This window comes from Micromonospora sp. CNZ295, from assembly GCF_004217535.1.
On sequence record NZ_SHKZ01000001.1, the window covers coordinates 1,606,908 to 1,620,812 of the forward strand.

At 74.4% G+C, this 13,905-nt stretch carries 11 protein-coding genes; 8 read left to right on the forward strand and 3 right to left on the reverse strand.

The features are described 5' to 3' along the window. Positions 1 to 37: 37 nt before the first annotated feature. Positions 38 to 1,222, forward strand: a complete 1,185-nt coding sequence (locus tag EV376_RS07700; RefSeq protein ID WP_130321437.1) for a type VII secretion protein EccE — start codon at positions 38 to 40, stop codon at positions 1,220 to 1,222. A gap of 66 nt (positions 1,223 to 1,288) precedes the next feature. Here EV376_RS07700 and eccD read toward each other — a convergent pair whose 3' ends face one another. Next, positions 1,289 to 2,686: a type VII secretion integral membrane protein EccD gene (eccD, locus tag EV376_RS07705; protein ID WP_130321438.1), complete on the reverse strand. Its 1,398-nt coding sequence runs from the start codon at positions 2,684 to 2,686 to the stop codon at positions 1,289 to 1,291. 152 nt (positions 2,687 to 2,838) lie between these two features. Between eccD and eccCa the strand changes: the two genes are divergently transcribed. The 6 genes from eccCa to EV376_RS07735 all read left to right on the forward strand — a co-directional run bounded on the left by eccCa (position 2,839) and on the right by EV376_RS07735 (position 11,190). Continuing rightward, positions 2,839 to 6,804 (forward strand): type VII secretion protein EccCa, encoded by a 3,966-nt coding sequence (gene eccCa / locus EV376_RS07710; RefSeq protein WP_130321439.1) that lies wholly within the window; start codon positions 2,839 to 2,841, stop codon positions 6,802 to 6,804. A gap of 226 nt (positions 6,805 to 7,030) precedes the next feature. Beyond that, positions 7,031 to 7,339 (forward strand): WXG100 family type VII secretion target, encoded by a 309-nt coding sequence (locus EV376_RS07715; protein ID WP_130321440.1) that lies wholly within the window; start codon positions 7,031 to 7,033, stop codon positions 7,337 to 7,339. Between the two features lie 29 nt (positions 7,340 to 7,368). After that, positions 7,369 to 7,647 (forward strand): WXG100 family type VII secretion target, encoded by a 279-nt coding sequence (locus tag EV376_RS07720; protein ID WP_130321441.1) that lies wholly within the window; start codon positions 7,369 to 7,371, stop codon positions 7,645 to 7,647. Between the two features lie 83 nt (positions 7,648 to 7,730). Then, entirely contained in the window at positions 7,731 to 9,230 is a 1,500-nt protein-coding gene (locus EV376_RS07725; RefSeq protein ID WP_130321442.1) for a S8 family serine peptidase, read from the forward strand. Positions 9,231 to 9,263: 33 nt separating this feature from the next. Then, on the forward strand, positions 9,264 to 9,824 hold the full coding sequence (locus EV376_RS07730) for a hypothetical protein (protein WP_130321443.1): 561 nt from the start codon (positions 9,264 to 9,266) through the stop codon (positions 9,822 to 9,824). A gap of 16 nt (positions 9,825 to 9,840) precedes the next feature. After that, the gene (locus tag EV376_RS07735; protein ID WP_130321444.1) at positions 9,841 to 11,190 is read left to right on the forward strand and encodes a hypothetical protein; all 1,350 of its coding nucleotides are present in this window, start codon (positions 9,841 to 9,843) and stop codon (positions 11,188 to 11,190) included. A gap of 69 nt (positions 11,191 to 11,259) precedes the next feature. Here the strand turns inward: EV376_RS07735 and mycP are convergent, their stop codons facing one another. Beyond that, entirely contained in the window at positions 11,260 to 12,498 is a 1,239-nt protein-coding gene (mycP, locus tag EV376_RS07740; RefSeq protein ID WP_486482550.1) for a type VII secretion-associated serine protease mycosin, read from the reverse strand. Between the two features lie 9 nt (positions 12,499 to 12,507). Next, positions 12,508 to 12,861: a MarR family winged helix-turn-helix transcriptional regulator gene (locus tag EV376_RS07745; protein WP_130321445.1), complete on the reverse strand. Its 354-nt coding sequence runs from the start codon at positions 12,859 to 12,861 to the stop codon at positions 12,508 to 12,510. 201 nt (positions 12,862 to 13,062) lie between these two features. Here EV376_RS07745 and EV376_RS07750 point away from each other — a divergent pair, with 201 nt between their 5' ends. Further along, positions 13,063 to 13,830, forward strand: a complete 768-nt coding sequence (locus EV376_RS07750) for a carbonic anhydrase (RefSeq protein ID WP_130321446.1) — start codon at positions 13,063 to 13,065, stop codon at positions 13,828 to 13,830. Positions 13,831 to 13,905: the final 75 nt, after the last annotated feature.

A 13,905-nucleotide genomic window follows, 5' to 3' on the forward strand; every position in this document is an offset into this window, starting at 1 on the left:
GACGCCGCCGCGCACCGTCCAGGAAGGACTGCCACCGATGACGCAGGTTCAGGCGCCACCGGGCCGCCCGCCGCAGACCGGCGCCGCACCCGGGACGGCCGGGCCGACCCCCGGGCCGGCCGGTTCCGCACCGCGGCGGGGCCGGCTGGGTCCGGTCGGGGTCGGGCAGCTCGTCGTCCTGGAGCTGTGCGTCCTCGCGGCCGTCGCGGCGCTGGGCGGCCCGTCCTGGCTCGCCGCCGCCGTCGCCGTGGTCGCCGGCCTGGTGGTGCTCGCGGTGTTCGCCCGGCGGGGCGGCCGTTGGTGGTACGAGGACCTGCTGCTGCGCCGGCGCCTGCGTCGGCGCGCCGAGCGGGCGCGCAGCGGCGTCGCGGCGGGCACCGTGGCGGATCCGCGACTCGCGCCGCTGGCACCCGAGCTGTCCGTGGTCGAGCTGACCGACCGGGGTACGCGGCTGGGCGTCGGCCAGGACGCCCAGGGCTGGTTCGCCGCCGTGGCGGTGCAGGGCCGGCCGGGGCCCGGCCCGGTCGAGGCGTCCGTGGTGGACCGGGCGGTCCGGGTGCTCACCGAGTTCACCGGGCCGGTGACCCGGGCCCAGGTCGTGTCGCACACCCTGGTCTGGTACCCGGCCCCGGGCGCGCCGCCGGCCGCCCACCGCACGATCTGGGTGGCCCTGCGACTGTCCGTGCGGGACGCCCGGGCGGAGTCGGTCAGCCGGGGCGGCGGGATGGCCGGCGTGCACCGGACGCTGTCGGCCGGGGTCGGCCGGCTGGGCAAGGCGCTGACCGCCGCGGGCCTCACCCACCGCCCGCTCGGCCGGGACGAGCTGCGGGCCGCGGTGGTCTCGGCCGCCGGCCTGGACCTGGCGCCCGACGCACCCACCGAGACCTGGACGGGGCTGCGTGGCGGCGGCTGGACGCAGCGCTGCCTGACCCTGCGGGCCCGCACCGGGACCCCGTTCGCCCCGCTGATCGACGGGGTCACGGCGACCTCCGCGCCGTCGCACACGTTCGCGGTCGGGCTGCTGCCGGGCGGCCGGGTGGCGGCGCCGCTGCTCCGCGTCGCGGCGCCCGACAACCACGTCGAAGCGCTGGTCAAGGTCGTCCGGGAGGTCGCCCGCAAGTGCGGCGCCCCGGCCCGCCCGGCGGACGGCCAGCACGCGCCCGGCGTCTACGCCACCGCACCGGTGGCCGCCACCGCAGACCCCCCCACCCCGACCCCCTGACCCACCCCACCCGCCGCTCCCGCTCTCGCCCCGCGGTTTGCGGGCGCGGGGGTTGGGGGTTAGGGGTTAGGGGCGGAGGTTGACGATCCAGCCGTACAGGCCGACGACCCAGACGGCCAGCGGCACCAGCGAGATGATCAGCAGGATCTCGACGATGTCGAGCAGCCGGCCCCAGACCGGGGAGATCGGCTTGCCGGCCACGGTCAGGCCGTAGATCAGGCTCACCACCGCCGCGAGCAGGAGGCCGCCGAGGATCAGACCGAGGCGCAGCGCGGTCGAGCCGTCCGCGAAGGCCGCGGCGGCCGCCAGGCCGAGCCCGGCGGTCCCGGCGAACAGCACCGGTGTCCGCTGCGCGCGCCCGAGGAACGGCCGGGCCCGCAGCAACGACAGCAGGGCCAGGACGAGGCACAGCAGCACCGCCGGCAACCGCCCGTCGAGCGCGAGCACCACCTGGGCGCCGAGCACCAGTAGCGACACCGTCCACAACAGACCGGTGAGGAACTCGTCGGCCCGCTCGCTGAGCTGGAGCACCCGCCGCCCGTCGACCGACTCACTGTCGGTCTTGAGGTCCTCCGGCCCGGTGGGGATGGACGGCACCGGCAGTCGCGCCAGCCGGTACGCGGCCATCGGCAGCGCCGGAACGGCACCGAACGCCACCGCGGCCACCACCGCGGCGGCGGCCGCCGGCCCGATGCCGAACGCGAGGCAGTGGAGGGCGCCGACCGCGGTGGCCGCGCCGACCGCGACCGCGCCGAAGAAGACCGGCAGCCGGTCACCGACGGCCAGCGCCGCCACCGCCGCGCCGACCACGACCGCGGTGGCGGCGAGCAGCACGTGCGGCGCCGCCAGCTCGGTGAGGGTCCGGTCGCCGGCGAGCAGCAACAGGCCGCCGACGGCCGCGTAGCCCAGACCGGCCAGCGCCAGCGCCGACCCGGTGGCGCTGTCGGCGGCGGCCCGGGACAGCACCGCGGCGCCGACCAGCAGGGCGACCGCGACCAGCAGCGCGGCCAGCGCGCCGGGGAGCTGCGGGGGGCCGGTGAAGAGCGCCGCCAGCGCGCCGCCACCGAGCGCCGCCGCCGCGAAGAGCACCGCGAACGCCCGGGTCGTGCCCACCTGCCAGGCGCCGGGGCGCTGGTTGGTGGCGGTCGCCACGGCGTCCACCACGTCGTCGAAGACGATCTCTGGTGCCGAGGCGCTGCGCGGGTTGAAGTAGAGCACCTCGCCGTCGCGGATGCCGAGCTGCCCGGGGGTGCGGCCGCCGTCGAGGGGCGACCCGCCGAGCCGCGACAGGCTCCAGCCGCCGTGCCGGACGCCGTCGTCGGCCAGGTCCTCGCCGGCGTAGCGGAGCAGGGTCGGCAGCAGGTCGGCCAGGGGTACGTCGGACGGCAGCGCGAGGTCCATCCGCGTACGCGGCGCAACGATGGTGATCCGGCTCAACCCACCGGTCGCCGTCTTCGTCGCCACAGTGGCCTCCTCGCTCGTCCTCCGGCCCGACCGGGACCGCCCCGCGCGGGTCTCCGACGCCCACGGGAGATTACCTACGATGGCGGGCGCGTACGATGCCCACCCGACGACCCGGGCCGCCCGCGCGATCGTCTCAGGGGGAGGAGACAGCCGTGAGCACGGTGGTGTTCCGCCGACCGCCACGCCAGCCAGGCCCGGCCCTGCCGCGGGGCGAGGTCCTGCTGGAGTCGCCGCCGGAGCTGCCGGAGCCGACGCCGCGCGGGATGGGTCAGCTGCTGATGATCCTGCCCATGGTGTGCGGCGTCGGCGCGATGGCCTTCCTCTACGCGGGACGGGGCGGCGGCATGATGACGTACGTCGCCGGCGGCCTCTTCGGTGTCTCGATGCTGGGCATGGCGATCGGCTCGTTCGCCAACTCCGGCGGCAACGACAAGGCCGAGCTCAACGCCGACCGGCGCGACTACATGCGGTACCTGGCGCAGATGCGCAAGCGCACCCGGCGCGCCGCCGAGCAGCAGCGGGCGGCGATGGCCTGGCGGCACCCCGAGCCGGACGCGCTCTGGTCGATCGCCGCCTCGCGCCGGATGTGGGAGCGGCGGATCACCGAGGACGACTTCGGTGAGACCCGGATCGCGACCGGCCCGCAGCGCCTCGCCGTGGAGATCGTGCCGCCGGAGACGAAGCCGGTCGAGGACCTGGAGCCGATGAGCGCCATCGCGCTGCGCCGCTTCGTCCGCGCCCACTCGACCGTCCCGGACCTGCCGACGGCGCTGTCGGTACGCGCGTTCAGCCGGGTCGTGCTGCGGGGCGACCGGGAGCCGGTGCTGGACCTGACCCGGGCGGCCCTGGGCCAGCTGGCCACGTTCCACGCTCCGGACGACCTGGTGATCGCGGTGGTCGCCGCACCGGACCGGCAGGGCGCCTGGGACTGGGTGAAGTGGCTGCCGCACTCCCACCACAGTGGACGTACCGACGCCGCCGGCGCGCGACGGCTGGTCTTCGCCAGCCTCGCCGAGGCCGAGGAGGCCCTCGCCGGCGAGCTGGCCGGCCGGCCCCGCTTCGCCCCCGAGGCGAAGCCGCTGACCACGGTGCCGCACCTGGTCGTGGTGGTCGACGGCGGTGAGGTCTCCGCGACCTGCCAGCTGATGGGGGTGGGGCTGCTCGGCGCCACCCTGATCGACCTCTCCGGTGCCGTGCCCCGGGACGCCGGCCGGTGGCTGCTCTGCCTCGACGTCGGCGACGGCACCTCGCTGGAGCTGGTCCGGGGCACCACGTCGTCCCGGCTCGGCACGCCGGACCGGCTCGGCGCCGCCGCCGCGGAGGGGCTGGCCCGCCAGCTGGCCCCGTACCGGCTCTCGCAGCAGCAGACCACCGCGGACGAGCCGCTGGCCCGCAGCATGGAGCTGCCCGACCTGCTCGGCGTCGGCGACGCCGCCACGCTGGACGTCCGGCAGACCTGGCGGCCGCGCGGCCACCGGGACCGGCTTCGTATCCCGCTCGGCGTCGGCCCCGACGGCAACGTGGTGGAACTCGACTTCAAGGAGTCCGCGCACGAGGGCATGGGCCCGCACGGCCTGGTGATCGGCGCGACCGGCTCCGGCAAGAGCGAGCTGCTGCGGACCATCGTCGGCGCGCTCGCGGTCACCCACTCCTCCGAGGAGCTCAACTTCGTCCTGGTCGATTTCAAGGGCGGTGCCACGTTCGCCTCGTTGGAGGCGCTGCCGCACACCAGCGCGGTCATCACCAACCTGGCCGACGAGCTGCCACTGGTCGACCGCATGAAGGACGCGCTCGCCGGTGAGATGACCCGCCGGCAGGAGGTGCTGCGCGCGGCCGGCAACTACGTCTCCCGGTACGACTACGAGAAGGCCCGGGCGGCCGGCGAACCGCTGGAGCCGATGCCCAGCCTGCTCATCATCTGCGACGAGTTCAGCGAACTGCTCGCCGCGAAGCCCGACTTCATCGACCTCTTCGTGATGATCGGCCGGTTGGGCCGGTCGCTCGGGGTGCACCTGCTGCTCGCCAGCCAGCGGCTGGAGGAGGGCAAGCTGCGCGGTCTGGACACGCACCTGTCGTACCGGATCGGTCTGCGTACCTTCTCGGCCGTGGAGAGCCGGATCGTGCTCGGCGTTCCGGACGCGTACGAGCTGCCGAACGCCCCGGGCCACGGCTACCTGAAGACCGACACCAGCACGATGCTCCGGTTCCGGGCCGCGTACGTCTCCGGCCCGTACCGGGCCCCCGGGCAGGTCGCGGCGGCGTCGCAGGCGATGGTGCAGCGGCGCATCGTGCCGTACGGAGTGGACTACCTGCCGGTGCTCGACCCGCAGGTGCCGACGCCGGCCGCCCCGGAGCCGGAGCAGCCGGCCGAGGGCAAGACCGTGGCGATGCTCGACGTCCTCATCGACCGGATCAAGGGGCAGGGCCGGCCGGCCCACCAGGTCTGGCTGCCGCCACTGGCCGACCCGCCCGGCCTGGGCGAGCTGCTGCCGGCGCTCAGCGTCCACCCGACGTTCGGGCTCTGCACCGCGAACTGGGGCGGCCGGGGACAGCTCACCGTCCCGGTCGGGGTGGTCGACCGGCCGTACGAGCAGCGCCGTGACCCGCTGCTGGTGGAGTTGGGCGGCGCGGGCGGCAACGTGGTGATCGTGGGCGCGTCGCTCAGCGGCAAGAGCACGATGCTGCGTACGCTCCTCGCCTCGCTCGCGCTCACCCACACCCCGCGTGAGGTGCAGTTCTTCTGCCTCGACTTCGGCGGTGGCGCGCTGCGCAGCCTGGAGGGGTTGCCGCACACGGCGGGCGTCGCGGGCCGGCGGGATGTCGAGGCGGTCCGGCGGACCATCGCGGAGGTCGTCGCGGTGCTCGACGACCGGGAGATCCGGTTCGCCCAGCACGGCATCGACTCGGTGGCCAGCTACCGGCGCCGCCGGGCGGCCGGTGAGTTCGCCGACGACCCGTTCGGCGACGTCTTCCTCGTGGTGGACGGCTGGAACACGCTGCGCCAGGAGTACGAGGAACTCGAGCAGACCATCACCAATCTGGCCAACCGGGGCCTGGGCTTCGGCGTACACGTGATCCTGACCGCGGTCCGGTGGGCGGAGATCCGGATCAACATGCGGGACCTGCTCGGCACCAAGCTGGAGCTGCGGCTCGGCGACCCGAACGAGTCGGAGATCGACCGGCGGTCGGCGACGAACGTGCCGACCGGCTCGCCGGGGCGCGGCCTCACCCGCGACAAGCTGCACTTCCTCACCGCGATCTCGCGGATCGACGGCCGGCGCGACATCGAGGACCTGACCGAGGCGTCGGTCGCCCTGGCCAAGCACGTCGCCTCCGCCTGGCCCGGCCGGCCGGCGCCGAAGGTACGCCTGCTGCCGCGCAAGCTCCCCGTCGCCGAGCTGGCGCGGATCATCGACCGCTCCGCGCCGGGGCTGCCGATCGGCGTCAACGAGTCGGCGCTCGCCCCGGTCTACCTGGACCTGGCCAACGAGCCGCACCTGACCGTCTTCGGTGACGCCGAGTGCGGCAAGACGAACCTGCTGCGGCTGATCGCCCGGGGTGTCGCCGACCGGTACACCCCCGCCCAGGCCCGGCTGGTCATCGCCGACTACCGGCGCGGGCTGCTCGGCGCGGTCGAGGGGGACCATCTGCTCGACTACGCGCCGTCCAACCAGGCGTTCGCGCAGGGGCTGGCATCGATCCGCAGCGCGTTGTCCAACCGGCTGCCCGGGCCGGACGTCACGACCGCCCAGCTGCGTGACCGCAGCTGGTGGAAGGGCCCGGACCTCTACATCCTGGTGGACGACTACGACCTGGTCGCTTCGGGCGGGAACAACCCGCTCAGCGCGTTGCACGAGCTGTTGCCGCAGGCGCGGGACATCGGCCTGCACCTGATCATCACCCGGCGGGTCGGCGGCGTGGCGCGGGCGCTGTACGAGCCGGTGCTGCAACGCCTGCGCGAGCTGGACTCGCCGGGCCTGCTGATGTCCGGCAACCGGGAGGAGGGCGCGGTCTTCGGCACCCTGCGGCCGAGCCCGCAACCGCCCGGCCGTGGCACCCTGGTCCGGCGGCGTGACGGCCAGCAGCTCATCCAGACCGCCTGGTCGGAGCCCGGGTGAGCAGCGGTCTAAGATGGACGGTGATGCTCATGGATGGCTATGGGTGGAGGCGCGACAGGCCACGAGTGCATCACAGTCCGTAATATTTGGGCCGATGGGGGGCTGCGCCGCGTTGTGCAGGTCCGCTACGGTCTTCTGAGGAGTGTCCGTCGGTGGGGTTGTGTGCCTTGCCGCGGGGGAGGGCGCGGCAGATCCGCCGCCACGAGAAGACGGAGGGGTGTGAAGCATGGCGTTCGAGGTCGAGGCAGCGACTCTACATACCGCCGCGAGTGACGTGCGGTCCACGCGCAGCGAGGTCGACGGCGAGCTCAAGAAGCTGTGGAACGTGGTTGACGATCTGGCCATCGCCTGGAAGGGGCAGGCGTCCACCGGGTTCCAGACGCTCATGCAGAACTGGAACGCCAACACCACCAAGCTGCTGACGGCGATGGACAACATCGCCGACCTGCTCGACAAGTCGGGCACGACGCACCAGGTCAACGACGAAGAGCAGCAGCAGATGCTGGACAAGTTCCACGCTGCTCTCAACCCGTGATCCGCCGAGACGAGCAGGGGAGGAACTAGATGAGCATCAAGGTCGATTACGCGGTCCTGGAGAGCGCGAACCAGCAGATGCAGACCATCTCGCGCACCATCGACGAGAAGCTGGACACGCTGCGTTCCATGCTGTCGAAGCTCCAGTGGGACGGTCAGGACCGGGCTGCGTACGAGCAGCACCAGGCCCAGTGGGACTCGGCCGTGCGGGACATCAACCGCATCCTCAACGAGATCGGTGGCGCGGTGGGCATCGCCCGCGAGAACTACGTCAGCACCGAGATGAGCAACGCCAAGGTGTGGGGCTGACTCGAGCGTCGACGCGGCTCCGGTCCGGCCAGACCGGGCCGGAGCCGCGCCGTGTTCGGAGCCGGACGGGTCCTGGGGGAGTCATGCGTACGGGGAATCGCCGGCGGCTGTTGCCGGCCGTCGCGGCCGCCGTGGCGGCGTTGGCCGTCGGTGCCGGGCCGGTCGTCGCGCCCGCGCCCGTCCGGGCCGCCGACACCGTCCGCGGCCTCCAGTGGTATCTCGACGCGCTGAAGATCCCACAGGTGCACAAGACCACCAAGGGCCGCGGGGTCGTCGTCGCCGTCATCGACTCCGGCATCGACATCACCGTCCCCGATCTGCGCGGTCAGGTCCTGCCCGGAAAGGGCGTCGGGGCCGGAGTGGCGCCGGACGGCAGGCGCGACGCGGACCAGAAGGGCGGGCACGGCACCGCGATGGCCGGGCTCATCGCCGGGCGAGGCGGTGGCCAGATGCGGCAGCTCGGCATCGCGCCGGAGGCCCGGATCCTGCCGGTCGCGATCGAGCGCGGGGGTTACCAGCCGCAACTCGTCGCCGAGGGCATCCGGTGGGCGGCCGACAACGGCGCGGACGTGATCAACCTCTCCTTCGGTGCCGACCGGGCACCGACCAGGATCGAGGAGGACGCGGTCCGCTACGCGCTCGACAAGAACGTCGTTCTGGTCGGCGCGGCGGGCAACCGGACGCAGAACGACCGCAACGTGGTCACCCCCGCCCGGATCCCGGGCGTGATCGCGGTGACCGGCCTGACCAAGCGCGGCGACGCCTTCGGCGAGAGCGTGCAGGGACCGGAGGCCGTGCTGGCCGCACCCATGGAGGACATCATCTCCCCGGCGCCACGCTCGGTCTCCCCGAACGGGTACGGCGTCAGCAGCGGCACCAGCGCCTCGGCCGCCATCGTCTCGGGCGTGGTGGCCCTGCTCCGGTCCCGGTACCCGGACCTGGACGCGGCCAACGTGGTCAACCGGCTGATCCGCACCGCCAAGGACCAGGGCCGGGCCGGCCGCGATCCGCAGTACGGCTTCGGGTCGATCGACCCGCTCGCCGCGTTGAACCGTTCCGTGCCGGCGGTGCGCGCGCACCCCCTGGTGACCGCCGCCGACACCGGCGCCGCCGAACCCTCGGGCGGGGCGGTGGCCCGGGAGGACGACGGCCCGGCCGTGGCGATCACCATGAAGAAGGGCCCGGGTGCCTGGATCGCGGGGGCGTTCTGCCTCGCCGTGCCGATCGGCGTCCTGGTCCTGGTGATCGTGCTGGTCCGGCGCTCACGCCGCCGCCCGCCGGGCGCCGGCCCGCCCGGCTTCCCGCCGGGCGGTCAGCCCTACCCGGTCCCGCACGCCGGGCCGCCCGGGTTCCCGCCGGCCGCCGGCTACCCGCCCGCCCCGCCTGGCTACCCGGCCGCGGCACCGGGCCACCCGGCCGCGGCACCGGGCTTCCCGCCCGCGCAGTCCGCGACACCAGGATCCCCGGGGCACGGCGGGGCAGCGGCATCCGGCGCACCGATGCCCGGGCCCACCCCGGCGCCCCCGAGCGCTCCCGGCGTACCGCCGCCACCTCCGCCCGCCCCCGGCGGGCACCAGCACTAGGCCAGCATCCCAGTCGGCTAGGGGGAGGAACCGATGACGGAGGACCGGACCGGATCGCCGGACAGGACGGAGATCCCGGAGGAGATCCGGGTGGACAACCCGGTGCCCATTCCCATGACGCCGTTGGTGCCCACCATGCACCTCGACGGCATCACGATGGACAACGTCAACCGGGCGGAGCGCCCCACCGCCCTGATGCCGGGGTCGAACGAGGCCGGCGCGAAGACCGAGTGGGACGCGTCCAACCTGGACGAGGCGATTCGCTGGCTGGAGTCGCACGCCGACTTACTACACAAGCAGTCGTACAAGATGGTGGAGATCCAGGACAAGATGGGCGGTGCCGCCGCTCCCGGCGTACCGGGCCAGACGAGCCCGTTGGGCACGTTTCCCCGTGCGCAGGACCTGGCCGCCAAGCACTCGTCGTTGTTCACCAGCACCCAGCAGGGCGTCCGCAAGCTCGCCGAGGACCTGTACCAGGCGGCGAACGCATTGCGCGAGGTCAAGGAGAACTACGAGACGGCGGAGCGGGCCAACGCGATGTCCGCCGCCGAGATGAACCGCATTTTCGCCGACGCGTCCAACGAGCCGGCCTGAACGGGGAGGGTGAGCCGTGCCGAGCTGGGAAGAGATGTGCCAGCAGATCGTCGTGGCGGGCCGGCCGGGTGACGTGGCCACCGCGGCGTCGCTCTGGGAGCAGCTGCTGAAGAACGTGAACGCGGTCAAGGAGAGCCTGGAGACCAACGTCAAGGACCTCGGCGAGGTCTGGAAGGGCGAGGCGTACGAGGCCTTCAAGACGCACATCACCGGGATCGCGACCGAGGCCGATCGGCTGGCCAAGGACGCCGAGGGGCAGAACGGCATCGTCCAGTCGCTGCGGACCGCGGCGGACGACCTGAGCGCCGCCCAGGCCAGGTTCCCCATCCCGGCCAGCTGCGTGAACGACGTGCTGGAGGCGCGCAACGGGCGGCTCGTCATCGACACCGGGCTGTTCGAGATGAAGGTCAAGCCGGACTTCATGGGCCTGCTCGACCCGCTCACCTCGCTCTACGATTGGATCAACGACAAGTCGGAGGAGGCAGCCCAGGTCTACGGCGACGTCAGCGGCCAGTACCTGACGACCGACCAGGGCATGCCGGGCAACGTCGGGCCGGGCATCGACCGCCAGCCGACTCCGCAGATGCCGGATCTGGGCACCGGGCCCGGTGCGACCACGCCGGGCGGGGCGCCGGGCCTGGGCGGCATGCCGCCCAGCGCGAACCTCCCCGGCGGCGGTCCCTCGGCGAACCTGGACAAGCTGCCCGGCACCGGGACCATGCCCGGCACCGGATCCGGCGCCCACCCCGATCTCGGTGGCGGTTACCACCCGGGCACCGGCTACCCGGGCACCGGCAGCCTCGCCGACGACTACGGCAGCGGTCTCGCCGGTGCCGCCCCCACCACCACCGCACCCGGGCTCGGCGGCGGCCTACCCGGTACGAGTGGCCTGGGCGCGAGTGGTGCCGGTGGCGGCGGTGCGGGGCTGGCCGGCGGCGGGATGGTCCCGGGCGGCGGGTCGCTGGGCCGCCCGGTGTCGCCCGGCATGGCCCCGATGATGGGCGGTGGCATGGCCGGTGCCGGTCGGGGCGGCGGCCGGGGTGCCGGTGGCCGCCTCGGCGCGGGTGGCAAGCTGGGCGCGGGTGGCGGGATGGCGCCGATGATGGGCGGCGGTATGGCCGGTGCCGGTCGGGGCGCCGGTGGCCGGGGCGCCGGCCGGGGAGCGCCGGGCGCCGGCGGGGCCGGAGCGGGTGGCGCCGGTCGGGCCGCCGGCGCGGCGGGCGCCCGCGGCGGCGCGATCGCCGGCATGGGCGGTTCCGGCGGCGCCGGGTACGGCGAGGAGGAGGTCCCCCGCAATACCTGGCTGGAGGAGGACGAGGACGTGTGGGGCGCGGACGGCGGCGGCGCGCCCGGCGTGCTGCGCTGACCCCGATCCACGTCGAGGGCATCTCCGCATCGAGGAGGGGCCCTCGACGCACCGGCAGTGTGGGGTGCGTCAGGAGGTAGGGGACGGGTCGGCCGGCCGCCGTCCCGGCCGCCAGCCACGGCGGCGCCCCCGGATCAGGATCGGCTTGACGGCCAGCAGCAATACGGTCAGCAGCCCGCCGATCGCGGCTGCCCAGAGTGCCACGTCGCGCTGCCAGGCCAGCGGGTCCGCCGCGGGCGGCGGCGCGGCCAACGCGTCCAGTGGCGGGTCCGTCCGCTTGCCGAGCAGGTCAGACACCGCCCGGTACGGGTTCACCACCCCGTAGCCGACCTCGGCGTCGTGGCCGCCGGGCGGGTTGTCCGCCGTCCGGATGAGCCGGTCGGTCACCTGGTCCGGCGTGAGATCGGGGTACGCGGAGCGGATCAGCGCGACCACCCCCGAGACGTACGCGGCGGCGAAGCTGGTCCCGCCCTGCGGCACGCTCAGGTACCCGTCCCCGCTCGGGGCGGGGCCGACGATGTTCACCCCCGGGGCGGCGACGTCGACGTAGTCACCGCTCACCGAGCTACCGACGTGACCGCCCTGCTCGTCCACCCCGGCGACCGCGATCACGCCCGGGTACGCCGCCGGGTACGCGGTGAGGTTCTGCTGATCCTCGGAGCGATTTCCGGCGGCGGCGACCAGCACCACGCCCTCGTCGCGCGCGTAGCGGACCGCGTCGGCCAGCTCCGGCCGGTCGAGGGTGACCAGGGACAGGTTGATGACGTCGGCGTCGTTGTCCACCGCCCACCGGATCGCCTTGGCGATCTCGGCCGGCAACCCTTCGTCCGCGGTGGTCCTGCCGGCCTCGGGCAGGATGCGGACCGGGAGGATGCGGGCCTCGGGCGCGACACCGCTGAACGGGGCGCCGGTGCCCTCCCGCCCGGCGATGATCCCCGCGATGATCGTGCCATGCCCGTCCAGGTCGCACTGGCCCTGCTGCTGGGGCAGGTTGTTGAAGTCCCGGCCCTGGCGGACCTTGCCCCGTAACGTCGGATGGGTGGCCGACACCCCGGAATCGATGACGGCGACGGTGATCCCGTCGCCCCGGGTGAGGCGCCAAGCCGACGCGGGCTCCAGGCGGCGGGTCCCCCACGGGACCTCGGCGGGCGCCGCCGAGCCAGCCTTGCCGCACGTCGGTGCGGCTACGGCGGGCGCGGGAGCGACCGCGAACGCGCCGAGCAGCAGGGCGGCGGTGCCGGTCAGGAGGGCTCGGGCCCCGGCTCGGCGGGCGGGAGCGGGCCGGCCCGGTCGGAAGCTCTCGCGCACGCGGTGAGACTACCGTCGGGCGCCGTCGATCCGGGCACCGCCCGGCGCGCCCTGGGCCACCGGCTCCTCGGTGAAGAGCGCCAGCAGGGCACCGACCTGCTGATCCGCCTCGGCCGGGTGGCGGAAGCGGCCGGCGGGATTCAGGGTGTACTCGTTGCGCCGCCCGACCCGGGTGCGGAGCAGGTAGCCACCCGCCTCCAGATCGGCGACGATCGCCTGTGCGGCCCGTTCGGTGATGCCGACCTCGTCGGCCACGTCACGGAGCCGGGCGGTGGGGTTGCGCGCGATGGCGAGCAGCACGTGGCCATGGTTCGTGAGGAACGTCCAGTTTCGGGTGCTCCCCGGCTCTTCTGCGGTCGCCATGCCGCCATCGTATGACCCGTCCGGGGAGTGCTCACGACCACCGTGACTCCAAAGGGGCCGCGCGCAAGGGCTCGACAACATATGAAGCGCATATCACGCATCCCTTGACGTGCCTTTTGCTGCGTGTGACGGTGGGTGACAGCCCGAGTCCAGTGCCGGTCCGGGTCCCACCAGTTCGTCGCCGCAGGGACGAGGTGAGGCATGAGTAATCCCGGAACGCCCGGCACGCAGCCGGACCAGGCCCGGCAACCCGCCGCACCGGCGGGCGCAGGCCGCGCCGCAGACGCGGCCCCGGCCGGCCCGATCAGCCCGCCGGGAGCGGTCGTGGCCGCAGTCACCAACCCGGCGCAGGCGCTCGCCGAGCTGTGCGCCGGCAATCGGCGCTTCGTGGCGTGCGAGCCGCGCCACCCCAACCAGGACGCCGGCCGCCGGGCGGCCGTGGCGGACGGGCAGCACCCCTTCGCGGTGATCGTCGGTTGCTCCGACTCCCGGCTCGCCGCCGAGATCATCTTCGACCGGGGGCTGGGCGACCTGTTCGTAGTGCGTACCGCGGGGCACACCGTCGGGCCGGAGGTGCTCGGCAGCGTGGAGTACGCCGTGACCGTGCTCGGCACGCCGCTCGTCGTCGTACTCGGGCACGACTCCTGCGGCGCCGTGCAGGCGGCCCGTGCGGCCGCCGCCACCGGGGCACCCCCGCCCGGCCACCTCGGCGCCGTGGTCGACGCCGTCGTGCCGAGCCTGCGTCGGGCCGCCGCCGAGGGCATCGCCGGCATCGACGGGATCGTCGACATCCACATCGCGTGCACCGTGGAGGCGATGCTGGACCGGTCGGAGCCCCTCGCGGCCGCCGTGGCCGCCGGGCGGTGCGCGGTGGTGGGCATGTCGTACCGCCTCGCCGCCGGGGTGGCGCGGACGGTGGCCGCGGTGGGGGTTGCCGACCCCAGCGCGGCCGAGCGCGCGGCGGCCTGATCCGGCCGGCATCGGGCCGGCGGCCGAACGAGCAGCGCCGGGACCGCGGACGCCACGGGCCGCCCCGTGGGTCGT